The sequence below is a fragment of the Bacillus sp. GBSW19 genome (assembly GCF_002998655.1).
Taxonomy (GTDB): Bacteria; Bacillota; Bacilli; order Bacillales; family Bacillaceae; genus Bacillus.
Window position 1 is genome coordinate 806,902 of sequence record NZ_PVRF01000002.1, and the last position, 22,745, is coordinate 829,646.

A 22,745-nucleotide genomic window follows, 5' to 3' on the forward strand; every position below is an offset into this window, starting at 1 on the left:
TAGACTGACGGTCGGTCTAAAAGGAGAGTGATACTCATGTCTTTGTTATCCAAAAGAGGTTCATCCCACTTTATGTACCTCGTTCTCGGACAAATTATTTCCGTTTTTGGTTCTTCCTTAATTCGGTTTGTTATATCTTTACACGTACTGGATATGACGCAGCGTGTTGACTTATATGCCTTACTATTCGCTTTATCCAATATCCCACTCCTTCTTTCTCCCTTAGCAGGAGCAATCGCTGACCGGTTTAACAGAAGGAACTTGATGATTTTATTTGATGTTCTCACCGGCATCATGATTCTGGCTTTTTATTTTTGGTTATTCTCAGGAAATGATTCACTCTATATGATCGGAGCGGTCATGGTGCTTCTTGGTGTGATGAGTACGTTCTATGCTCCTGCTGTGATGTCCAGCATTCCACAGTTAGTAAAACAGGAACAATTAGAACAAGCAAACGGAATCGTCAATGGCGTGCAGGCACTTTCAGGTGTTCTCGCTCCTATTATCGGCGGGGTTCTGTACGGACTGATTGGAAGTCAATCCATCATAGGTGCCAGTGCTATCGTGTTTTTTCTATCAGCATGCATGCTTTTACGGTTAAACATATCCTTCTCACCTAGCCCGCTAACGGAAACTATGGGCAAAGTGCTCATAATAGATATGAAACAGGGATTTTCCTATATTGGCAGTCAGCCATTTTTAAAAAGAGCCATGCTGCTTGCTGCAATGTTAAATTTCATCCTCACGCCATTTTTTATCGTGGGTGGTCCAATCATTTTAAGGGTCACAATGAAAAGCAGTGACATCATGTATGGAATAGGCATGGGCTTGATTGAGTTCGCTGTGATCGCAGGGGCTCTGCTAGTTGGACTTGTAGCAAAGCATTGGCAGATACCTACTTTATATCGCTGGCTGATCGTCATCGCGATCATCTTGCTACCTGTCGCATTCTCAACATCCAACACAGCTCTTCAATTTGGCACTTATCCAGCTTATTTTCTCTTTCTAGCAGGATGTCTTCCAATTGCTATGCTGCTTACAATGATCTCAATCGTTGTAATTTCACATGTTCAAAAGAAAACGCCAAATAGTCAATTAGGAAAAGTGATGGCGAACATGACAATGGTTTCTCAATGTGCTGCCCCGCTTGGTCAAATGATGTATGGATTCTTGTTCAATACGTTTTCAGCCAACATGTATGTGACGGTGCTAATAGTCAGCACTTTCATGTTTGCCCTTGCCTACTTAACAAAAAATATGCTTCAACATGAAGGAGAATCAGCCTCATGAGACTGACGTTTATAAAGAAAGACTTAACCCGCCACCGTCTCATTTCCATCGGTTTAACCATTTGTATTATGTTGACATCATTTCTCGCAACAAACGCCGCTCAAATGACAGTACAGCTGAATGGTTCCATTTCTAATCTGCTCCATTCAGCCAAGGCACCAGATTTTGTCCAAATGCATGACGGCAGCCTAAATGAAAAAGACATTGAAGCATTTTCAAACAAGCAGTCCATGGTAAAAGCACATCAAATCGTCCCAATGATTCCAATTGAACATGCAAACATCAAGTTCGGACATGAACCCGCCAAAGCAGGTGTGATGGATCATTTATTTGTGAAACAAAATCGTCATTTTGATTTTCTTTTAAATGAACAAAATGAAAAGCTCACTGTCAATAAAGGTGAAGTGGCTGTCCCTATCTATTTTCAACAAAAGTATCATCTCAAGATAGGAGAAACGTTACTGATTGGGAAAGGGTCTAATCAATTCTCTTTCCGCATCAAAGCGTTCTTGCGAGATGCACAAATGAACCCCAGTCTTGTTAGTTCGAAAAGATTCCTTCTTCATCACAAGGATTGGGACGCAATGAATCAAGTGTTTCATAAAAAGGAATATTTAATTGAATTTTTACTGCATGATGCCGCTCAGGCAGATGCCTTTCAAGCAATCTACCAGTCATCACAGCTTCCACAGCAAGGTCCAGCTGTCACATTACCTTTGCTCCGTATGCTGAATGCATTGACAGATGGACTGGTGATTGCCATTCTCCTGCTTGTTTGCATGCTACTTATCGGTATAGCCCTTCTCTCTCTCCATCTTGCTATGACAGCTTCTATAGAAGAGGACGAACGTGAAATTGGAATACTGAAGGTGCTTGGGATTCCTTTAACAAGAATCAAGCAATTATACGTTGGAAAGTATGCCGTGCTTGCTTGTGTAGGGTGTATAGCAGGATATGGGTTAACGCTTTTATTTGGTGATATGTTTACGGCCAATATTCAGCGATACATGGGGAATCAGCCTTCTTTTACTTCTTGGTTCATCCCGCTTTGTGTTTCTATAGTGATAGCAATGATCGTCATTTCTTGCAGCTATGCTGTCCTAAGAAAGTTTGGTCGAGTATCAGCCGCTCAAGCACTTCAAGGCGGCGCCATTTCAACGAATGATAAAAAACAAATACCCCTACATCTCAAGAAAAACAGGTTCATCCCGGTCAATATTTGGCTTGGTTTAAAAGATCTGTTATCACGAAAGAAGTTGTACACAACGATTACTTGTATTATCGCGCTTTGTACATTTTTGATGCTGCTGCCTATTCAGCTATGGCACACCTTACAATCGCCGGATTTCATCACATATCTTGGCTCTGGTCAAAGTGACCTTCGAATTGATATACGACAAGGAAATCATCTAGAGGAAAATACAAATGAAATAGAATCAATGATTCGTGAAGATCGGGATATTCATACATCAGCCATATATGAAACAACTTCTCTTCAGGCAAAATCAAAGGAGAATACATTAGAAACACTCTATTTAGAAACAGGTGATCTCTCAGCATTTCCTCTCACCTATTTACAAGGGCGACAGCCTTTAAAGAATAAAGAAATTGCCTTATCAGTACTAAGTTCAGATTCACTCCAGAAAAAGGTAGGAGAAAAAATCACTCTCGTAACAAACGGGCATGAAATTCAAAAAACAGTGACTGGCATTTATCAGGATGTCACCAACGGCGGCAAAACAGCCAAAGCAATATCACAGCCATTTTCCCAATCAGCCCTTTGGAAAACCATTCAAATCCAACTAAAACAAGGAGTAGAAATTGCGGAGAAAAAGACAGTATTTGAAAAAGGGATATCTCCTGCAAAAGTGACAGATATGAAAGAATACGTTCATCAAACAATCGGCAGCACAGCCTCTTTAGTAAAAATCGTTGCATTTTTGTCTACATTAGCTGCTTTTGGAACCGCCAGTTTGATGCTATTCATGTTTCTGCACATGTTAAAAACGAAAGATTCAAGTCAAAACCACATGTTAAGAATGATTGGATTTTCTAAAAAAGATGTAACAGCACAATATATCACAAGTTTTATCGTCGTTATCTCTTTGGGCGCCTTTATTGGTACGATCGCTGTCCATACGATTGGACCAGCTTTGATGAGTGTAGGTGGAGCCTCCCTAGGGGCATCAAGCCTGCAGTGGCTGGCACCACAATGGGTGTCAGTTGTGTACCCAATCACACTGTTGATTGTCAGCTTAGCTTTAACCGCTTCGTTATTGAAGACGTTTTTTACTAATCAAACTACACGTCATACACTTTCATAAGGAGATGTTTCACATGGAACACTTGATTGAAACAAAGCGATTGTCTTTGCAAATCGATTCTTTAAAAGGACAGAAACAAATCATTCTTAAAGATATCCATTTATCGATAAAGCCTGGGGAATTTGTGACCATTATGGGACCTTCCGGATGCGGGAAAACTTCCTTGCTTTATCAACTTAGCGGGATAGAAACAGCCTCAACAGGTGAGATCAAATATAAAGGCCGATTACTATCAGAAATGACAGACAAACAGTTAACTGCTCTGCGCTTAACAGATATGGGATTTGTCTTTCAACACAGCCACTTACTAAAAAATCTTAATCTATTTGACAACATCATTGCTGCAGCTTACTTAACAAAGAAAAAGCCAAGAAAAGAAGTGAATGAACGAGCTAGATATTTAATGGAAAAACTTGATATTGATCATTTAGCAGATCGATATTTGTCAGAAGTATCAGGAGGTCAGCTTCAAAGGGCCTCTATCTGTCGAGCGCTTATGAATGAACCAGACATTCTTTTCGCTGATGAACCAACAGGTGCTCTTAACTCTAATGCAACGAAGGAAGTGATGAATATATTTTCGAAAATCCATTCTGAAGGAGCAACACTACTGCTTGTCACACATGACCCAAAGGTTGCTCTTCGTTCTGAAAGAATCATGTTTATGAATGACGGAGAAATAACAGCCAGCTTACATTTAGGGAGATATGATGACTCAACTGCCGAGAATCGAGAATTTAGATTAAATCAATGGCTGCAAAATTTAGGTTTGTAATTGGAGTAAAAACAGGCAGAAAGCTGCCTGTTTTACTTTTTCTGGAACTCAAACGAATAATCCATCGAAAAACGATTTGTTTCTAATATGATTTTGCCGCCTACTTGTTGACAAGATTCTGTCAGTAACTCTATTTCTTTGCTATAAAAGTATCTCTTTGACATATACAGAGTCACTAAAACGAGTAACAGCGTCGTCATGATCACTGTGATTTGCCCGTTTAAGATTTGAAATCTTTTTTTCATATCAACGTCCTTTCTAATAGACTAGTGTTTGTGATTGGCATTTACTTTTGTCTGCTTCTATCAGTTTCTATTCCAAATTTGATCTAGCATCATCATAACTGATTTTCTTTAACAGATCGACCTTCCAACTTACCAATATATTACATAAAATCACTTTATTTGTAATATACCGGTGATATTTTCGAACATAATCATAAAACCCAATGTATATATCCCTTTTTTAGACGACTAAAAAAAGATTTTAATCATTTGTAAAAACATTCAATCACCATTACAATTTCGTACATCACATGACCTTAGGTCCTTTTTATTACCTCTTGGCAATCACCTCGCAGAAATGATTATATTCTTCCAAAAATTGTGATATCGTTTTTTAGTGAGACAGGTGAAAGGATCTTAAAGAGGTGAAATTTCATGGCTATCATTTCTGCTGAACAGGTGGGGAACCGTTTAAATGATTGGCGAATTGCGATTCGCAAGCATGATGTACACAGTGCTAACGCAATGTACACAGAATTAAAGCAATTACTTCAAGAAATGGAAGAGAATCAGGAGGTCTTGACTTATTATTCATTGCTAGAAGGCAAGTATAAACTCATGTTATATGAACGGAGAGGTAAAAAACTGAATGAACAGACAGAGCTAGATTGCCCCTCTAAAACAAACGATTTAATTGAATACTATTTTTACCTATACAAAGCCCTTTACGCTTCATATAACAGGGACTATGCATCAGCCATTGGACTGTTTAAAATTGCCGAGAAAAAACTGCAAAACATTCCGGATGAAATAGAAGTAGCAGAATTTCATACGAAAATCGCAAACTTATATATGCTACTTCGTCAAAGCCTAATTTCTCTTCACTATATTCAGAATGCTATAGATATTTTCAAAAGTCATGAAGGATATGAAAGAAGACTAGCGACAGCCTTTGTTATCGCCGCTGCTAATTATATGGACATTAACGACTTCATAAGAGCAGAAAACTACTACAAAAAAGCAATACACATAGCTGACAGTCTAAATGATCATTTTCTAACTTCACAGCTTTTTCATAATATCAGTATTCTGTATGCCGAAGCTGGAGAATCGAAAAAATGTATCGATGCCCTAGAAAAGGCTCTAAGTGATGAAAACTACCTCTCATCGTGCTATTTCCATCACTCCATGTTTATGTTAGTCAAAGAGCTGCTCTCTATTGATGAAAGAACACAAGCTCTCTATTACTTCGAATTGGTCAACCAAAAACATGAATCAGAGAAATGCCCCATCTATACAGCAAAAATGAATTTGCTTTACCATCTATATTTTACTGAAGATATGGTTCAAAAAGCTCAAGCCTGTTTCGATGAAATCAGCATTCTAAAAGAATTAAAGGATGCTGAAGGTGCCTGTGAATTAAGTGCTCTAGCTGCAAAACACTTTGAGGATTTGGATGACATTCATCAAGCCTATCTCTTTTTAAAGGAAGCCTATCACAGGAACCATCCTATACTTGACTGGAGGAATTCTAATGAAAAAAATGAGTTTATTGATCATCGCTTTAACCATCGTTGTTTTTGGACAAACAGCGTCTTTCAATTCGTTAAATGAGACGAATGCTGGTACAACAGAACGACCTATCGGAACTTAATATAAAAATTGGTCATAGCAAAGAACCACTTGCCTGATCATAAGGCAAGTGGTTCCACCATTATTTTAATTGCTGATAAGATATGAGGCGGTGTATATGTACCGCAAGATAAGTAAGCTCATCATTAGGAATGACGATACTATGCACCTGTTTAATATAATCTTTGATTTTAAAAGCAACATCCATCGCTTGAGGATACAAGTGTGCAATTTGTTCAAACAACTCATTTTCTTGATCTGAGAGTAATTTATTTGCATAAAATCTTTCTACAAAGAACTTCACATGTGTAATGAACCGACTGTAATGAATATTCTCTTGGTCCATTTTCATATTCAATGTATAGCGCACAAGATTGACAATACTCCCGATCATTTTGGCATATTTCATGCCATCTTTCGAATCAGATTCTTCACCTAATGCATTAATTAAGTGAAAGGCGATATTGGCGGCTTCTTCTTTTGGTAATTGTATGCCCAATGTATCATTTACTAACTCAAGTGCGTACTTCCCTACTTCAAATTCTTCAGTATAGTAATTTTTGATTTCCCAGTACACGCGATTCGTCATATTAATATTCTTTTTATGTCGTTCGACAGCAAAATTCAAATGATCCATTAAGGTAAAATAAACACCTGAATTTAGATTTGAATTTAACCGTTTTTCTGCATATTGGACGATGTGCTGAGTTAAATCGATAAACTCTTGAGGCATTGAATCTAACAGTTGAAGAAATTCTTTTGCTCTCATGTTATCGACTGACATAAAGACTTGGTCCGCTTTTTTCTCTTCTATCATTTGACCCGGTTTCTGTCCATAGCCAATCCCTCGGCCAAACAAAACCATCTCCTGATGGTTCTGATCTTCAGCCAGGACCACACTCGAGTTTAAAACTTTTTTGATTTTAAACATCGTCATCACCTGTTTTCATGATTGTGGTGTTCAATCAAGCGATTCACCATTTGTCTCAATGACTTTTTGGTACCAATAAAATGAGTCTTTTCGAGATCGTTTTAAGGTTCCGTTACCATCATCATCTTGATCTACGTGAATGAAGCCATAGCGTTTTGACATTTGTGATGTACCTGCACTAATAATATCAATTGAGCCCCAGCTCGTATATCCAAAGAGATCGACGCCTTCTTCAATCGCTTCTCTCATCTGACGGAAATGCTCTTTAAAATAGTTAATACGATAGTCGTCATGGATAGAGCCATCACTTTCAACTACATCCTTTGCACCCATTCCGTTCTCGACAATGATAAGAGGTTTTTGATAGCGATCATACAATTCGATTAAAGAAATTTTCAGACCAACCGGATCAATTTGCCAGCCCCAGTCAGTTGAAGGAAGATAAGGGTTTTTGACTCCACGAATCGTATTCCCTTCTGTCTGTTCTAATCCTTCTTGGGCTGATTCAGTTAAAGACATATAGTAGCTAAATGAGATAAAATCTACTGTGTTTTCTTTTAGAATGGTTAGATCATCTGCTTCCATATGAATTTGAATATTTTTTCTCTCAAGCATACGTGTAATCAGTGGCGGATATTCGCCAAACACCTGAACATCTGCATAGAAGTAGTTTTCTAAGTTTTGTTTCAAGGCTTGTTCCACATCATTCGGATGACATGTATGCGGATACGTTGTCAATTTTGTCAGCATACACCCAACCTGGCTGCCTGGGATAATACGATGGCAATCTGCTGTTACAAGAGCAGATGCGACAAATTGATGATGAAGCGCTTGATACACCGTCTCTTCTACTTTTCCTTCTGGGCAACGATCAGGAATAATTCCTGCAGTAATGAATGAGTGGCGGTGTATACTATCAATTTCATTAAAAGTGAGCCAATATTTCACATCATGTTGATAACGTTCGAAACAAACATTGGCGAACTTCACAAAGAGATCGACCACTTTTCTTTCAACCCAGCCGTTATATTTCACACTAAGGGCTAAAGGCATTTCATAATGAGAGAGTGTCACAATCGGTTCTATGTTGAGTTTTTTCATTTCGGCAAATACACGATCATAAAATTGCAGCCCTTTTTCATTCGGTTCAGCTTCTTCTCCAGTAGGGAAGATCCGGCTCCATGCAATAGAAATGCGAAGTGTTTTAAAGCCCATTTCAGCAAATAGAGCCAAATCCTCTTTATAGTGATGATAGAAATCAACACCTCTGCGTTTTGGGTACTTTTTATCGTCTGGATCCTTTATTGCACGATCTATATTTTCAGAAGTAACAGCAAGATGTCCTTCATAATCTTCTACACTTAAATTGGAACGATACATTGCAATATCTGCAACTGATGGTCCCTTTCCATCTATATTCCAGGCGCCTTCTGCCTGGTTGGCGGCAATGGCGCCGCCCCATAAAAATCCTTTTGGAAAACCTTTAATTGTTGTCATATGATTAGCCTCCTAATTGTGTGACAACCATCAATGTATCTTGACGATTGACCTCTTGTAATGGCTGTACCTTTATATCATATTGATCTGTATTTGTGATTACAGCAAGTGTAACTGGATCATATCCTGCTGCTATGATTTTTTCTACATCAAATTCAATCAGTAAATCTCCTGCTTGAACACGTTCTCCTGCCTGCACTTTTGGATGAAAATACTGTCCTTCCAGCTGAACGGTATCGATGCCAATGTGGAATAATACTTCAACCCCCTGGTCCGTTTTCATACCAAGTGCGTGATTTGTTTCGAACAGCAAGGTCACCTCGCCATCTACTGGTGCATAAAGCGCTCCTTTTGAAGGTACTATGGCAATTCCTTCACCCATGACCTTTGAAGAGAAAATATCATCTTTTACTTCAGATAGAGAGATCATTTGACCAATCACAGGGCTTTTGAATGTTTCACATGCCCCAATTTGTTCAGCAAATGCAGCTTGATCATTTGTCTTTTCTTCTCCTGTTTTATCCTTACCTAATACAAAAGCAGCGATAAAGGCGACAATAAACGAAATGACTGCTCCAATGACAGCAAACATCAGATTTCGCGGGAGCTCATCTGAGATAAACATCGACATACTTGCTAATCCAGGGCCAACAAGTACAAAGGCTTGTATACCAACTAATCCAATGAAGATTCCGCCAACAAACGAACCAATCATGACACTTCCAAGGACCCGCTTATTTTGAAGTGTCACACCATACAAAGCAGGCTCTGTGATGCCAAAAAATGCTGAAATCCCTGCCGAAATAGCTGTTGATCTGAGTACCTTGTCTTTTGTGCGTAGTGCCACAGCGAAACACGCTCCACTTTCAGCAATATTATGCGCAAGTGATGCTGGTAAATAAAGTGCTTCTTTCCCAAGGGTTCCCATCGTTGTGACTGCATAAGGGACCATTGCTTTGTGCATACCTGATGCGACCATGAATGGGAGGACTGCTGCTAAAATTGCGACAGCTACCCAGCCTACTGTATTAAACATTGCAAGAATGATGGATGAAAAACCTTGTCCTGCTGTAAAACCAATCGGTCCTAATAGAAGTAACGTAACTGGTACAGTAATGACCAATGACATCATTGGGACAAAGAAAATCCGAATTGGTTTTGGTGAAAATCGTGTAAAGAATTTTTCCATTTGAGCGTAAAGCAATACAGAAAGGATTGCTGGGAACACTTGATACGCATAAGCTATATTTTTTACGTCGAATGTCATCAATTGCGCACCTTCAGTAAGCATAGCCGTCATGTTCGGAAGAAGGAGCGCACCGACTGCTGATAATGCGACCAGTGGGTTTACTTTTAGTTTATTGGCAGTCGTTACAGCGACTAGTAAAGGGAGGAAGTAAAGAGGTGCGTCCCCTACCATGTTCAATATTTGATAGGTTTGGCCCTTTGCATCCATCCAGCCTAATAAAGAGAAAAGGAGAAGAAATGATTTTAAAATCCCTCCGCCTGCGATAGCTGGAACAAGCGGCTGGAAGACACCTACAATGAAATCTAACAGAACTGTGCCTGCTTTTCTTTTTTCTTTTGGCTGATTGGAAGGCGCGTCTTTCCCTGATGAGCTGCTACCTATTAAACTTGTTAACTTTTGATACACTTCGATGACGTCATTCCCAATGACCACTTGGCATTGACCTGACATTCTGACAGCTATGACACCTGGCGTTTTTTCTAGAGCCGGTACATCTGCCTTCTTCTGATCAATCAGTGTGAAGCGAAGTCTTGTTGAACAGTGCTCAAGGTGCGCAATGTTTTCTTTGCCACCTACATGCTGTAAAACGTCTTTGGCAACCTGTGTGTAATCCATTTTTTCTCCCCCTTTTCTCATACATGAGACCTATATTTCGGCAATAAAAAAAGGACCTAAAACGACAAATTAAAGAAATTCATCGTTTTTAGATCCTGCCTGCATGACCAGTCACATGTCTAATTTATCAATATTGGATTTGATTTTAGTATATATTGAGTTAATGTAAGCGTCAACATATATTTTTGAATTTAAAAAATATTTTTTTACAAGTCTAATGTCATCAAAACGACCTCATTTTACTTTAGAGGAAATTTAAATCGAAAAAGTCAGATAGTCTCAAATGTCCTATCTGACTTAATTATTATCATTATTTTTTCTTTGCTTTTTTCTTTGCGGCATTTTTAAATGCTTCTTCTTGCTTTTGATATTGTTTCTTATTCACAGCTTTCAGTTTCATTTTTTCATTCTTTTTCCAAATCGGTAACTCAATATAGGAAGCCTCTACATCAGATGACCCTATCATCTTAGACAAGCCACACTTTATTTTTGGTGTGGGATATACCCAAAAGTTTTTAAAACCTGTGGTTCCTACTGCTTGATATTTTTCTTTTTTCAATGGCTTACTTTTCTTCCCTGTGGCTTTGGAGATTGTAATAGCCCCTGAAAAATCCCCTTCAAAAACGGCTTCTTCGATATCAAGGAAAATTTGATATGAATTGTTTTTTGCTGTATACAGATAGCCGTAGGCTTTATTTAAATTATCTGTGTATTTCCCTATGATCTCATAGTAACGGTCTTCTGCTGTATCCACGTACTCATCATAGCGCTTATCTATGGCTTTTTTGTATTCTTTTAATTTCTTCTCATCAACAGCTTGATAGCGTTTACTTTTCTTTGCTCCTTGCTTTTTGACCATGAGATCTTTTCCAGAAAAATAGATGTCATATACGATTGTTTTCTTCTTTTGTTGGACTTTAAGTTTGTATCCTTTTTTGGTGGTTTTCCCCGTTAGCTTGTATTTTGTTTTCACCATAAAAGGTTCAATTGGATCAATCTTAACACCCTTACCGTTTAGGTAACCCGTGACCTTGCCTTTCTTTTCAGTCACCTTCAGCCAACTGACATTGTCCTTTGTTTTATAAGCATATGCATAAGATTGATTCAGTGATTCTTTTTTAGCAGATGCTTTGTTTCCTCCAAAACTTCCAACACCAATCAATAGTGCAACAATCATGAACAATATTCCTATGTTCCTCAACTTCATTTGTACACCCTCCATTCTTTTATGAATAGATGCGCAAGTACTTTACACATCAAGTATATATTACCATATTTATGATTTATCTCCTGTATTTCAAAAATATAAATCTATCAATTATTATTTTCTTGCTTTTTATTCATTTCAAATTTATTATATATCTAATTGATATATCTTTTAGATAGGTGTGCTGATATGAAAAAATACAATGATACGACGTATGCAATTTTAGGTATTTTAACGACAGATTGTAAGTCAGGGTACGAAGTGAAGCAATTAATTGATAAGAGCTTGCATCATTTTTGGAAAATTAGTTATGGACAAATTTATCCAGCTTTAAAGTTTATAGTCGAGGAAGGTCTTGCTGAGGTTTCACCCGCTTCTACGTCTGGTCGCTCAGACAAGCGGGAATATCATTTGACTGAAAAAGGGCTGAAGACGTTAAGGCAGTGGTTAGCGCAGCCGCTCGATCAGTTACCAACAGAACGAAATGAAGTGTTATTAAAGTTATTCTTCGGTCAATATCTTTCGTTTGAGAAAAAGCTGGTGCTTCTACAGGATTATGAAAGGCAGCTTCGTATCCGTTATAAGACCTATGTTTCGATTGAAGAAAACATTCAAGAGCTTTATCCAGATGAAGTGGATGCGAAGTATTGGCTGTTTACTTTAGATTACGGAAAAAGAGTGGCTCAAGCAGGAATTGATTGGTGCGTGGAAACATCCCATTTGATGAAAAAGGAAGGGTAAATGAATGAAAAAAGACATACGTGCTGGCAGGTTTACAACAGAAAATTCTGACTCGATTGTTGTGTTCATCATCGGCATGCGGATCAACAAACGCTGGGCGGTTCATCAATGGCTGCCTGTGTTCATGGCGATGCCTGGCATGATCAAAGAGCTGTATACCCATCAAGATGAGCTTGGTTTCCTCGGGACAGAGAATTACTTTGGCTTACGCACGACAGCGATGATCCAATATTGGAAATCAACAGATGACCTCCTTGCCTATGCGAAGATGGAAAAACATTTGGCGGCTTGGAAGAACTTCCATCAGAAGGCTCAGAACAATGACGCAGTGGGCATTTATCATGAAACCTATCAAATTCAAGCCGGCTCGTATGAATCCGTCTATATGAACATGCCTTCCTACGGACTGAGCCAAGCGAGAGCTCCTATTCCAATTGGTAAAGGAAAACAAACAGCGAAAGAACGGCTGAAAACAACAAATTCCTAGAGAGCGAATCTCTAGGAATTTCTTTTTGCAACGGTCACAAAATGCTTTAATATGCGGGCTGTTAATCCCCAAATGGTGTAGTTTTCATAATCATAAAACCATTCCTCTATCGATCGGCTCCCCCAGCGGTACTTCTCACCATTCATGATTTTTTCATAAGGGAAATCCTCAGCTGGTGTTGGCTGAACGGGTACATGATGTAAGTACGGCTCATATTGGCTGAGCCATGATAGAGGCACGGTAAAGGTCTCTTCTACTTCTTCTTGATTGAAGGAGTGTTTCACTTTTTGTTCATCAATGATCCCGACATATGGGTAGACCACGAAGGATGGAGAAGCAATGTAAGGACTGAGCTGTCCAAGAATCTCCACCGATTCTGGTGGAATACCCAGCTCTTCATGTGTTTCTCGCAGTGCAGCTTCCTGTGCTGTTTCGCTGCCGTCGAGTTTGCCACCAGGGAAGCTAATATCTCCCGGCTGTTTTCTCATGATCAGCGATCGCACCTCAAATAATATATGCCATTCCCCGTTTACTTGCACCAAAGGGACAAGGACCGCAGCTTTGAACGCTGTCTCTTCTCCAATAAATAACGGTTGTGATTGATGTAAGTCATTTTTTAATTGGTCAATGAACACGGACATCACCTGTTTTCTGTTTCTTTTTCCTTTAGCGTATCATGGTTCACCTTTTGATTAAAGATGATCTTTCTGACAATTATTTTTATCAATTTGACAACTATACTTGTCAAATTGAATACAATGCTTTACAATCAAAGAAAGATTTCGATCAAAGTTGAGGTGACAGAATGAAAAATCGGCTAAAAGAGCTTCGTGCGCGTGATGGGTTGAACCAAACTGAGCTTGCAAAGCGTGCAAAGGTTTCTCGTCAGACCATCAGCTTAATGGAACGAGATGAATTAATGCCGTCTCTCTTGCTCGCTGTTAAGCTTTCACGAATTTTTCAGGAACCCATTGAACGTATTTTTCTATTCGAGGAGGATGAACTCACATGAAAACTGTATACAAAATGCTCTTAGGTGCTCTCCTTGGCTTTCTCGGCGCTTACTGTCTGCTGGCAGCCGAATTTGAGATGACACTTCTTGATGTTGCATTCGAAGCGACTCTTGTCATCAGCGGATTGACGATTCTATTGATTATTTATTGTTTTTCAGGGGTTTCACGTATGAAAAAAAGAGTATCACTTTCGGTATCTGGCGATGAGGAGGATGAACTGGAAGCAAAACAATATCGGACCTTTACTGATTTGACTTTAGCCAATACGGTAAGTACCATTTTGTCCATTGTTGCCATCGGTATCGCGATCGTCACCGAGCAGCCACTCTGGCTGATTCTGGTCAATGCTGCTTTATTTATCGTCACCATTATCAGTTCATATATATCGATATCTGTTCTAAAGCTTGTCTACCCTAATCGCAACCTACCAAGCCCATCTGACAAAGATTATAGTAAAAAGCTGCTCGATATTTCTGACGAAGGTGAAAAGCATGTGATGCTTGGCGGACTGTTTCACACATATCAATTGATGAATATCCTGTTGATCGGTGCCATGTTTATTTTGATTGTGTATTCCCTTGGGGCCAATCACTCTCAGCTCTTCTCAATCATGGTGATTGGACTTGTTTTAATCATTTTGAATGCAAATTATATGTTCAGGATTAGAAATCGTTAAATGAACAAAAGCACAGCCTAATGCAAAGGCTGTGCTTTTTTCCGTCCATTATGACGCACGGCGTTTCTTTCGTGCATAAATCAATAATAAGAAACCAAACCAAACCGGTGTTAATAAGAGCGCCGGACGTGTTGCATCCGCAAACAGCATGATCACAAGAATGGCAGCAAAGAGCACAAGAACACAAATGTTCACAAAAGGTGTGAACGGTGCTTTAAAAGTAGATGCCGCATGCAGTTCAGGCCGTGTTTTTTTATATTTCAAATGGCAAATTAAAATAATACTCCATACCCAAATGAAACAAATGGCGCTGATGGTTGTGACAATACCAAAGGCTTGTTCGGGAATCAGCTTGCTTAAAAGAGCACCGACCGATACCACAATCGTTGAAACGAATAGTGCATTACTTGGAACAGCGTGCTTGTTCAGACGTCCAAAGGAAGCTGGTCCCTGTTTTTGATGACTGAGATTATATAAAATACGGCTTGTTGAGAACATACCGCTATTACAAGCCGAAGCCGCAGACGTCAAGACAACAAAATTAATAAGTCCCGCTGCTACTGGTATCCCAATCAGCCCAAATGTTTTCACAAAAGGACTTTCTGATGCACTGAGCTCAGTCCATGGGTTGATACATAGTAAAACAAAGATGGCACCCACATAGAAAAATAGAATTCTTAATGGAATCTTATTAATCGCAGACGGGATGTTTTTTTGCGGATTGGCTGTTTCTGCTGCGGACACACCGACCAGTTCCACTCCCACATACGCAAAGATTACCATCTGGAATGACAGTAAGAAGCCTGTGACACCATGCGGGAATAATCCGCCGTGTGACCAAAGATTCGTTACCGTCACCGGACCTGCATCTGTTTGAAAACCCATGATTAAAAGGACAATTCCAACGCCGATCAGTAATAGAATCGTAATGACCTTAATCAACGCAAACCAAAATTCCATTTCTCCGAAAAGCTTCACCGTTAATAAATTAAACCCTAGTAAAATCAACAAACAAATGATGGCAGGAATCCATTGCGGGATGTCAAACCAGTACTGCACATACACTCCGACAGCAATGACATCCGCCATCGCTGTCATAATCCAGCAAAACCAATATGTCCACCCTGTCACAAAGGAAGCCCAAGGACCGAGATAGTCCTCTGCAATATCGGTTAATGACTGATAGCCCGCCTTCGATAAGAGTAATTCACCAAGTGCCCTCATGACAAAAAAGATCGCCATTCCGACAATTAAATAAGCAAAAATGATCGATGGACCTGCCAATTGAATGGCCTTTCCAGAGCCTAAAAACAGCCCAGTTCCAATGGTTCCGCCAATTGCAATCAACTGAACATGGCGGTTTGATAAATCTCGTTTTAATTCTTGTTGTGCCAATGCTAACGCCCTCCTACGACACGATCTTATACTGAAATAATGAACCCTCAAAAAGTCCATAAAAAAAGAGATTGGATGCGCTCCAATCTCACGGTCATAAAAGAATAGCAAAATAGAGAAAAGCAATACACGGCGTCATCCATGCATTACAAATACAATATTTCGTACTCTTCTGTCCTTTTGCCTGAGATTGTGAACCCTTCGGCGCCGCACATACATGCGGTCTCTCCAGAAGCTGCTCCTGCCATAGTGTGACCCACAGCAATCATAGCCTTCATTATTTACTTAAAATGTTGCTATTTCTGAATAATTTCATATTTTACGCCTCTAGAAGAAAGCTGTCAATGGAAATCTTTTATGATTTCTGTCACTCTAGCTGACTTCACTTCATCAATACCCCTCATTAAGGTATAATAAATCAAAAGATGTTCGGCTCGTTTGATGGAGAAATCCATCCTGACCATGAAGCAAGTTAGGCAATCCATTGAAGTTGGTGAAGATAAATGAAAAAAATGAACAAACAGCGTGTCACATTACAGGAAGTCGCCCGTCATGCCGGTGTATCGACTTCAACGGCCTCACTCGTTGTTCGAAACAACCCAAGAATCTCTGAAGCCACTCGAAAAAAAGTCCTGCAATCTATGGAGGAATTAGGATACGTGTATGACCGCGTCGCTGCTAACATGCGGTCAAAAAGTTCAAATATTGTAGGTGTGATTGTCACGGATATTTCAAACACGTTTATTTCTGAGTTTTTAATCGGCGTGCAAACCACACTTGAATCACTGGGCTATACCGTTTTACTTGGGACAACCTTTGACAGTGTCGATAAGCAGGAACGGCTCATTTCTACCATGGTAGAGCACCGAGTTGGCGGGATCATTTTAAACCCAGCTTCGAAAAGCTCTGCTCGGACGGTCAAACAATTAAATCAAATTCGTACCCCAAAAGTACTGGCAAATCGTGAATTAGCGGATGTGCATTGTGACTATGTCGGTGCTGATTATGAACAAGGCGCTTGGATGGCGGTCCATCATCTTCTTCAAAAGGGACATCGGCGCATTGCCTTTTTAGGCGGCATCAAGACCTCCTCGACTTGGATCGACCGAATGAAAGGGTTCAAAAGAGCCCACGACGAGGCAAACCTAACAATTGATGAATCTCTTATTATTGATATGGAACCGACTCGTGAAGGCGGGAAAGAAGCACTCGCCCAAGTCATCGATCAGCCCGATCCTCCTACTGCTATTTTTTGTTTTAGTGACTTAGTTGCGTTTGGGGTCATTCAAGGACTGTCATCACGTGACATCAAGCCTGGTGAAGATATCGATGTAGTTGGATTCGATAACATCCCTGAAGCGGAAATGTATCACCCGCCGCTCACCACTGTCTCTTCATTCCCACGGTCCATCGGGGTAAAAGCAGCGAACCTTTTATATCATAAAATGAACGAGCAGGATGAAGAGCTGCAGCGATTGATCTTAAAGCCTCAACTTCATATCAGAGAAACCTCTACCTCATCGTGAAAAGGAGAATTGTGTACAGCAATTCTCTTTTTTATTGAGCAAGTCAATCATTTCTTTGTTTCATTTTTCTTTTTTTAAATCACAAAGTCATAAACTTGACACATTTTAAACACAGGAGTATATTTATCTCGTTGCTTCTTTTAGTATATCGTTATACCTATTTCTGTGTATCGTTGTTTTTATTCAACATCAGTTAAAAGTGGACTTTTCTGATTCTGATCAAATTATGAAGATTCACTTTCTTATCAAGGCTGTTTTTATTTTTATATTTTAGTAGAACGATGTACTCAATTGAAGAACAGATGAATATTCATTATTTTACATCAATCACATAAGGGGTGTTGTGATGGGCTTTATGTACACTCATAGAAAGAACAACCGACATACAAAGAATTTAACCCTAAAAGGGTTGCAAATATAGGAGTGGGAACATGAAAAATCCTTATATTAAATCATCACTCGGCATGTATTTAAATTACTTCATGCTCGGCATGATCAATATCATTGTAGCGTCCAATATGAATAGCTTATCTGAACGCTACCATGTGGATATTACGAAAATCAGCTTGCTTGTATCGGCGATCGGAATTGGTAAACTGATTGCTCTCTTTTTCTCTGGCCGGTTAGCAGACCGCTGGGGACGTAAGCCTGTCATTATTACAGGGAACTTTCTTTACTTATTATTCTTAATCGGTATTCCAACGACAACGAATTATACATTGGCATTTATCTTTGCGATTTCAGCCGGGATTGCAAACTCATTACTTGATTCGGGAACATATCCTGCTTTGACAGAATCGTTTCCTAAAAAGGCAAGTTCAGCTTCTGTTTTAGTGAAGGCGTCCGTTTCAATTGGAGCGACTGTTCTTCCATTTATCTTGGCGTTCCTTATTGCACATGACATCTTCTGGGGCTGGGCGTTCTTTGGACTAGGACTTCTTTATTTACTTGTAGGGATTTACTTGATCTTTATGCCGTTCCCGAACCATAAGCAAGTCTCTTCACAAGATGACCTTCCAGTGCAGGAACAAATGAAGGAAGAACCTAAAATGTTGGGTGAAGGCTTAGCCGTCGTGCTCATGGGATTCACGTCTACTGCATTGTTTGTCGTATGGCAAACGTGGCTTCCACAGCTCGGATTGAAATTGATTGGGCTTGGTGCAGGACAAGCGACACAGCTTCTTTCTTATTTTAGTATTGGTGCCCTTGTGTCAGTTCTACTGCTCTCAATTGTATTAGATAAATTCATTTCGCCGATTATGGTCGCAATCATTTATCCAGTTGGAGCATTTCTTGCCATGCTTTCACTATTTCAAATTGAAACGTATAGCATTGTCATTGTCAGCACCTTTTTCTTAGGATTATTTACAGCAGGGATCTTCCAGCTGGCGATGAGTATTATGATGAAATTATTCCCTACAAACAAAGCAACGGCTTCATCATACGTCAACATTGCGGCAAGCTCAGCGTTTATTCTTGTGCCGCTCATTACAAGCGGGTTGGTCAGCACGTACGATGTTAAAATGACGTTATTTTTCGATATGATCATTGCGGTTATTAGCGTATTGTTAGCGGTCTTTGTTCTTGGACGCATGAAAAAATTGTTTAGATAATTAAAGGAGATGTCAATCATGACAAACATACATGAACGTAATATTGATGGAAAAACCAAATTAGTAGGCCTTCTTGCTACACCAATCGGACACAGCCTGTCACCACGTATGCATAACCTTGGCTATACACTAACAGGGATCAACTACGCTTACCTCGCATTTGAAGTAGGGAATGAGGAACTAGAAGCAGCTGTCAACGGTATGAAAGCAATGGGTGCAGCTGGGTTTAATGTTTCTATGCCGAACAAAATGAAAGTGCTAGACTACTTAGATGAACTAGATGATTCTGCAAAATACACACGTGCAAGTAACACCGTCGTAAACAAAGATGGCAAACTGATTGGCTACAACACAGATGGTCTTGGTTACGTGAGAAACTTGATTGAACATGGCGTTGAATTAGCTGGTCAAAAGGTCACACTAGTCGGATCTGGCGGAGCTGCAACACCGATTGCCATTCAGCTTGCACAATCAGGTATTCGTGAAATTAGTATTTTTGCTCGTAATGATCAATACTTTGTTCAAGCAGAAGAAAATGTAAATTACATCAACAACGAAATGACATCATTTGGTGTCAAAGCGAACATTTTCCCACTTGAAGACAAAGACGCTTTCCGCCGTGAAGTAGCTGAAAGTGCAATCTTAGCAAATGGGACAAGCCTTGGCATGAAACCACTAGATCAGCTCAGCATCATCGATGATACACTTGATGTCCTGCGTGAAGATTTAATCGTGACAGACGTCGTATATAACCCGCAAAAAACAAAGCTCCTTGCGCAAGCACAGGAAGCTGGTGCCAAAACCATTAACGGTCTTGGCATGATGCTATGGCAAGGTGCACTTGCTTACAAACTCTTTACTGGTGAAGATATGCCAGTTGATCAAGTGAAACAAATTCTTTTTGAAAATGACCGTTTCTAAACAAAAGAAAGACGACTTCCTGAGCGGAGGTCGTCTTTTTTATTCATGGACCATGATTTGGCGGTATCGATACAGAATATACAGTGCACCGATAATAGCGACAACTGCCACCACCGCATCGAACAGAAAGATTTGTAAAATGGTCGAGTGACTTTCAATTAAACCTGTTACGACCGGAATGACAATAGCCGACACCCCGCCGGCTGTGGAGATAATCCCTGTCATCGTTCCTTTGTTCTTCCAGAAGAATTCAGCCATCACCGTTAACGTCAGCTGAAAAACACCGGCTGTTGAGAATCCCAATACAAAGGCATTGACAGTTCCGATGACTGGGGATTTCACGACCAATAGGACACAGATGGAGACAAGTGTAATGATTGGATAGATCAGCAGCACAGTGACTGGACGGACAAAACGTCGCAAAAGAAATGCGAGCAATAAGACAGACAGCAGCCCGCCCATGCTATAGTAACTAAGCAGCTTCACAGCACTCCCTGAAGCCATCCCCAATATGGTCTCACCGTAAGTAGGCAGCCAAATTTGCGGCAACGCATACAGCCCATTTGACGTAAAGCTGATCACAATGAGTGCAATCCCTTCTCTCCAAAACGTAGGCTCTGTCGAGAAGCGCGGAAGTCCGTCATGCTCCGTTACCTGGACTTGCTCCACCTTGCGATGATTCGGAAATGGCAAGCTCCACAGCATCAAGACATTCACAAGATAGATCAGAGCAGGAACAAAAAATGCCATCCCATAAAACAAATTATGCTCTGCTAAAAAGAAAATCGCCAGTGGTAGGATGGTTGCCCCAATCGAGATAAAGGCCTTCACCATCACATTCGCAGATCCCGAGTTTTGAGGAAAAGCCTCCATTAACGCTGGATACGTTCCTGCATCCATCGCCGAATTCGCCACCCCTGCCAAAATCGCAAACGCAAACGCAATTTGATAATTCGGAGACAATGGGATTCCGATGAGAAACGCCGCCATCAGCACACCCGAAACCAAAATGACCGGCTTTCGCCCAAAACGATCTGACAGCACGCCCGATAGACCATACGTGAGCACCCTGCCAATGCCGAGCGCCGAAATCATATAACTAATTCCCGCACTATTGGTATCTAACTGTTTGATTAAAAATGGCATATTTGAAGCCAAAATAATATTGACCATACCTAATAAAAAATAATTGATATAAAGACTAGAAGCCGTTCTCACATACGGATTTCTCATCCTGACACACCCCTCAACACCATCGCAATGAAGTGACAAATAATGGTTACGCTTACAAGATCTCATATGTGAGGAAGAACAGCTTTGCAGCCTTCACGTTCATACATCTCATCATGTCATGCAGCTCACAGCTTACATGCCCTTCATGTATCAAGCATTTCTTCAATTTTTCACTCTCTTATTTTATATGAATGTGAAAGGTAATGATAGTGAATTGCTTAAATTTGAGAGAAAATCATCGATCAAGCGTATGACTCCATCGATAGAAAAAAAGAGTGGCTAATTCCACTCCCTAAAAGATGTGTCAACTCTATTCATCGTTAATTATTCTAGCCCCCAAATACTTAGCTCATAAAAATATTCCGTTCGCTCTATGCATAAACCAAAACAAAAATCCTCTGCGACTAAAATAAAATCTCCGTATCCACTTAAAAATTTCGTTTGCTCAAGAAGCTGGTTTGTATGAAAAAGGAGTGAGTTATTCAATCAGTGTAAAAGGAGAGACCGTTCGATTGAAGTTAGCAGAGATTCATTCAAAAAATAAGGATGAAGAAATGGTATCTTTATGGAGAACAGCATTGCTTTCATCAATTGAAATGAAACAACCAGCCATCGAAAGAGTTTCGACAACTGGCTGTTTCATAAAGTGTCATGATCCCTGTCTCAAAAATGAGAGTCAGTCCCGAATGTGGGGATTGTTTAATATGTTAGAGATCATTGTCTTTTGAAGATACTATGAATAGCTTTGTATTCGCTGCCGTATTTTCTGGGTAAGATCTTGATTTAATATCATTGCCAATTCGGCCTCATTTACAACAGAGCCCCATCTGAAAATAATTTCACTATTCAAACCATATTTCAAAAAAAGTGCTTGATAATCTACTTCGTGACTATCCTTGTTCAAACCTGAGTAAAACAAATCTTTTATAGATTCCTCTGAAAGAATAGAATCCCTTCTAGTGGCAATCATGAAACTCGATTGATACTTATCCATTATCCGCAATGCTTTATCTAATTCAGGCTGAGGAACTTTCGCCATACTAACATCTAAGTTCATCTAAAAGTAGTTCTGGCCCCTTTTCAAAACCTGAAGTATTTATTTCTGAGTCAATAGACTTCCATACTTTTCGAAATTTCTCTATTCGAGAATGTACATCACTTACTTTCTTACTCAGGAATATATAAAAATGGTAATTATTCAACAACTGGTCGCTAAAAATTTCGATAAGTTCATTTTGACAATAACGTTGAAAAGTCTTAATTCCGCCATCATCTAAAAAGTAATATCCATTAATACTATATACACTTAGCTGTTTAAGTTCATTTATTTTTTGATCTAACCACTTATAGTAGTTTGTAACTTCTTTTTCGAATTCAAGTTCTATTTTCATTAGGC

Annotated in this window: 22 protein-coding genes, 1 pseudogene and 1 riboswitch; of the genes and pseudogenes, 12 read left to right on the plus strand and 11 right to left on the minus strand. The window is 39.6% G+C overall.

The features are described from left to right. The first annotated feature begins 36 nt into the window (after positions 1-36). Genes C6344_RS13880 through C6344_RS13890 form a run of 3 tightly spaced genes read left to right on the plus strand, consistent with a single transcriptional unit; the run spans position 37 to position 4,389 of the window. The gene (locus C6344_RS13880; protein ID WP_106073018.1) at positions 37-1,290 is read left to right on the plus strand and encodes an MFS transporter; all 1,254 of its coding nucleotides are present in this window, start codon (positions 37-39) and stop codon (positions 1,288-1,290) included. Then, positions 1,287-3,614: an ABC transporter permease gene (locus C6344_RS13885; RefSeq protein WP_106073019.1), complete on the plus strand. Its 2,328-nt coding sequence runs from the start codon at positions 1,287-1,289 to the stop codon at positions 3,612-3,614. Before C6344_RS13880 ends, C6344_RS13885 begins: the two co-directional genes overlap by 4 nt. Before the next feature lie 13 nt (positions 3,615-3,627). After that, positions 3,628-4,389: an ABC transporter ATP-binding protein gene (locus tag C6344_RS13890; RefSeq protein WP_060597643.1), complete on the plus strand. Its 762-nt coding sequence runs from the start codon at positions 3,628-3,630 to the stop codon at positions 4,387-4,389. A gap of 32 nt (positions 4,390-4,421) precedes the next feature. Here C6344_RS13890 and C6344_RS13895 read toward each other — a convergent pair whose 3' ends face one another. Beyond that, positions 4,422-4,634: a hypothetical protein gene (locus C6344_RS13895; RefSeq protein ID WP_106036360.1), complete on the minus strand. Its 213-nt coding sequence runs from the start codon at positions 4,632-4,634 to the stop codon at positions 4,422-4,424. Between the two features lie 414 nt (positions 4,635-5,048). Here C6344_RS13895 and C6344_RS13900 point away from each other — a divergent pair, with 414 nt between their 5' ends. Next, positions 5,049-6,227 carry a response regulator aspartate phosphatase gene (locus tag C6344_RS13900; RefSeq protein WP_106073020.1) on the plus strand — a complete coding sequence of 393 codons (1,179 nt, stop codon included), beginning with the start codon at positions 5,049-5,051 and terminating at the stop codon, positions 6,225-6,227. 100 nt (positions 6,228-6,327) lie between these two features. Here the strand turns inward: C6344_RS13900 and C6344_RS13905 are convergent, their stop codons facing one another. The 4 genes from C6344_RS13905 to C6344_RS13920 form a co-directional block, all read right to left on the minus strand. Further along, on the minus strand, positions 6,328-7,176 hold the full coding sequence (locus tag C6344_RS13905; protein WP_060597646.1) for a PRD domain-containing protein: 849 nt from the start codon (positions 7,174-7,176) through the stop codon (positions 6,328-6,330). A 30-nt stretch (positions 7,177-7,206) separates the two neighbouring features. Then, on the minus strand, positions 7,207-8,673 hold the full coding sequence (locus C6344_RS13910) for a glycoside hydrolase family 1 protein (protein WP_060597647.1): 1,467 nt from the start codon (positions 8,671-8,673) through the stop codon (positions 7,207-7,209). A 4-nt stretch (positions 8,674-8,677) separates the two neighbouring features. Beyond that, positions 8,678-10,537, minus strand: a complete 1,860-nt coding sequence (locus C6344_RS13915; RefSeq protein ID WP_106073021.1) for a beta-glucoside-specific PTS transporter subunit IIABC — start codon at positions 10,535-10,537, stop codon at positions 8,678-8,680. Between the two features lie 310 nt (positions 10,538-10,847). After that, positions 10,848-11,699: a hypothetical protein gene (locus tag C6344_RS13920; RefSeq protein ID WP_142393572.1), complete on the minus strand. Its 852-nt coding sequence runs from the start codon at positions 11,697-11,699 to the stop codon at positions 10,848-10,850. Positions 11,700-11,933: 234 nt separating this feature from the next. Here C6344_RS13920 and C6344_RS13925 point away from each other — a divergent pair, with 234 nt between their 5' ends. Together C6344_RS13925 and C6344_RS13930 are read left to right on the plus strand one after the other, a co-directional pair. After that, the gene (locus C6344_RS13925; protein WP_106036355.1) at positions 11,934-12,485 is read left to right on the plus strand and encodes a PadR family transcriptional regulator; all 552 of its coding nucleotides are present in this window, start codon (positions 11,934-11,936) and stop codon (positions 12,483-12,485) included. A 4-nt stretch (positions 12,486-12,489) separates the two neighbouring features. Further along, a complete protein-coding gene (locus C6344_RS13930) occupies positions 12,490-12,972 on the plus strand; it encodes a DUF4188 domain-containing protein (RefSeq protein ID WP_095285585.1) in 483 nt (160 codons plus the stop codon). 11 nt (positions 12,973-12,983) lie between these two features. Here the strand turns inward: C6344_RS13930 and C6344_RS13935 are convergent, their stop codons facing one another. After that, on the minus strand, positions 12,984-13,607 hold the full coding sequence (locus C6344_RS13935; RefSeq protein ID WP_066031498.1) for an NUDIX hydrolase: 624 nt from the start codon (positions 13,605-13,607) through the stop codon (positions 12,984-12,986). Positions 13,608-13,777: 170 nt separating this feature from the next. Between C6344_RS13935 and C6344_RS13940 the strand changes: the two genes are divergently transcribed. After that, positions 13,778-13,984 (plus strand): helix-turn-helix transcriptional regulator, encoded by a 207-nt coding sequence (locus tag C6344_RS13940; protein WP_034323321.1) that lies wholly within the window; start codon positions 13,778-13,780, stop codon positions 13,982-13,984. Continuing rightward, the gene (locus C6344_RS13945) at positions 13,981-14,661 is read left to right on the plus strand and encodes a DUF3169 family protein (RefSeq protein WP_106073022.1); all 681 of its coding nucleotides are present in this window, start codon (positions 13,981-13,983) and stop codon (positions 14,659-14,661) included. Before C6344_RS13940 ends, C6344_RS13945 begins: the two co-directional genes overlap by 4 nt. A 48-nt stretch (positions 14,662-14,709) precedes the next feature. Here the strand turns inward: C6344_RS13945 and C6344_RS13950 are convergent, their stop codons facing one another. Continuing rightward, a complete protein-coding gene (locus tag C6344_RS13950; protein WP_060597654.1) occupies positions 14,710-16,056 on the minus strand; it encodes an amino acid permease in 1,347 nt (448 codons plus the stop codon). A gap of 162 nt (positions 16,057-16,218) precedes the next feature. Continuing rightward, positions 16,219-16,298, minus strand: a riboswitch (glycine riboswitch). Positions 16,299-16,559: 261 nt separating this feature from the next. On the opposite strand from C6344_RS13950, the gene C6344_RS13955 reads away from it, so the two are divergent. The 3 genes from C6344_RS13955 (at position 16,560) to C6344_RS13965 (ending at position 20,116) form a co-directional block, all read left to right on the plus strand. After that, the gene (locus C6344_RS13955) at positions 16,560-17,582 is read left to right on the plus strand and encodes a LacI family DNA-binding transcriptional regulator (RefSeq protein ID WP_066031496.1); all 1,023 of its coding nucleotides are present in this window, start codon (positions 16,560-16,562) and stop codon (positions 17,580-17,582) included. 431 nt (positions 17,583-18,013) lie between these two features. Then, the gene (locus tag C6344_RS13960; protein ID WP_066031495.1) at positions 18,014-19,195 is read left to right on the plus strand and encodes an MFS transporter; all 1,182 of its coding nucleotides are present in this window, start codon (positions 18,014-18,016) and stop codon (positions 19,193-19,195) included. An 18-nt stretch (positions 19,196-19,213) separates the two neighbouring features. Then, the gene (locus C6344_RS13965) at positions 19,214-20,116 is read left to right on the plus strand and encodes a shikimate dehydrogenase (protein ID WP_034660559.1); all 903 of its coding nucleotides are present in this window, start codon (positions 19,214-19,216) and stop codon (positions 20,114-20,116) included. Between the two features lie 39 nt (positions 20,117-20,155). Here the strand turns inward: C6344_RS13965 and C6344_RS13970 are convergent, their stop codons facing one another. Both C6344_RS13970 and C6344_RS19305 read right to left on the minus strand, forming a co-directional pair. Beyond that, a complete protein-coding gene (locus tag C6344_RS13970; RefSeq protein WP_106071271.1) occupies positions 20,156-21,349 on the minus strand; it encodes an MFS transporter in 1,194 nt (397 codons plus the stop codon). Positions 21,350-21,673: 324 nt separating this feature from the next. Beyond that, positions 21,674-21,814: pseudogene (locus C6344_RS19305) on the minus strand (YxiF family protein); the annotation flags it as partial. A gap of 47 nt (positions 21,815-21,861) precedes the next feature. Here C6344_RS19305 and C6344_RS13975 point away from each other — a divergent pair. Further along, on the plus strand, positions 21,862-22,077 hold the full coding sequence (locus C6344_RS13975) for a hypothetical protein (RefSeq protein ID WP_106073023.1): 216 nt from the start codon (positions 21,862-21,864) through the stop codon (positions 22,075-22,077). 5 nt (positions 22,078-22,082) lie between these two features. On the opposite strand, the gene C6344_RS19040 is transcribed toward C6344_RS13975, so the two are convergent. Further along, the gene (locus C6344_RS19040; RefSeq protein ID WP_223254331.1) at positions 22,083-22,388 is read right to left on the minus strand and encodes a hypothetical protein; all 306 of its coding nucleotides are present in this window, start codon (positions 22,386-22,388) and stop codon (positions 22,083-22,085) included. Between the two features lies 1 nt (position 22,389). Continuing rightward, on the minus strand, positions 22,390-22,740 hold the full coding sequence (locus C6344_RS19045; RefSeq protein WP_223254332.1) for a hypothetical protein: 351 nt from the start codon (positions 22,738-22,740) through the stop codon (positions 22,390-22,392). Between the last annotated feature and the right edge of the window lie 5 nt (positions 22,741-22,745).

Excerpts from the sequence above, each read along its gene's own strand:
- C6344_RS13880 (WP_106073018.1), top strand. The coding sequence starts at position 37 with ATGTCTTTGTTATCCAAAAGAGGTTCATCCCACTTTATGTACCTCGTT.
- C6344_RS13885 (WP_106073019.1), top strand. The coding sequence starts at position 1,287 with ATGAGACTGACGTTTATAAAGAAAGACTTAACCCGCCACCGTCTCATT.
- C6344_RS13890 (WP_060597643.1), top strand. The coding sequence starts at position 3,628 with ATGGAACACTTGATTGAAACAAAGCGATTGTCTTTGCAAATCGATTCT.
- C6344_RS13895 (WP_106036360.1), bottom strand. The coding sequence starts at position 4,634 with ATGAAAAAAAGATTTCAAATCTTAAACGGGCAAATCACAGTGATCATG.
- C6344_RS13900 (WP_106073020.1), top strand. The coding sequence starts at position 5,049 with ATGGCTATCATTTCTGCTGAACAGGTGGGGAACCGTTTAAATGATTGG.
- C6344_RS13905 (WP_060597646.1), bottom strand. The coding sequence starts at position 7,176 with ATGTTTAAAATCAAAAAAGTTTTAAACTCGAGTGTGGTCCTGGCTGAA.
- C6344_RS13910 (WP_060597647.1), bottom strand. The coding sequence starts at position 8,673 with ATGACAACAATTAAAGGTTTTCCAAAAGGATTTTTATGGGGCGGCGCC.
- C6344_RS13915 (WP_106073021.1), bottom strand. The coding sequence starts at position 10,537 with ATGGATTACACACAGGTTGCCAAAGACGTTTTACAGCATGTAGGTGGC.
- C6344_RS13925 (WP_106036355.1), top strand. The coding sequence starts at position 11,934 with ATGAAAAAATACAATGATACGACGTATGCAATTTTAGGTATTTTAACG.
- C6344_RS13930 (WP_095285585.1), top strand. The coding sequence starts at position 12,490 with ATGAAAAAAGACATACGTGCTGGCAGGTTTACAACAGAAAATTCTGAC.
- C6344_RS13940 (WP_034323321.1), top strand. The coding sequence starts at position 13,778 with ATGAAAAATCGGCTAAAAGAGCTTCGTGCGCGTGATGGGTTGAACCAA.
- C6344_RS13945 (WP_106073022.1), top strand. The coding sequence starts at position 13,981 with ATGAAAACTGTATACAAAATGCTCTTAGGTGCTCTCCTTGGCTTTCTC.
- C6344_RS13955 (WP_066031496.1), top strand. The coding sequence starts at position 16,560 with ATGAAAAAAATGAACAAACAGCGTGTCACATTACAGGAAGTCGCCCGT.
- C6344_RS13960 (WP_066031495.1), top strand. The coding sequence starts at position 18,014 with ATGAAAAATCCTTATATTAAATCATCACTCGGCATGTATTTAAATTAC.
- C6344_RS13965 (WP_034660559.1), top strand. The coding sequence starts at position 19,214 with ATGACAAACATACATGAACGTAATATTGATGGAAAAACCAAATTAGTA.
- C6344_RS13970 (WP_106071271.1), bottom strand. The coding sequence starts at position 21,349 with ATGAGAAATCCGTATGTGAGAACGGCTTCTAGTCTTTATATCAATTAT.
- C6344_RS19040 (WP_223254331.1), bottom strand. The coding sequence starts at position 22,388 with ATGGCGAAAGTTCCTCAGCCTGAATTAGATAAAGCATTGCGGATAATG.
- C6344_RS19045 (WP_223254332.1), bottom strand. The coding sequence starts at position 22,740 with ATGAAAATAGAACTTGAATTCGAAAAAGAAGTTACAAACTACTATAAG.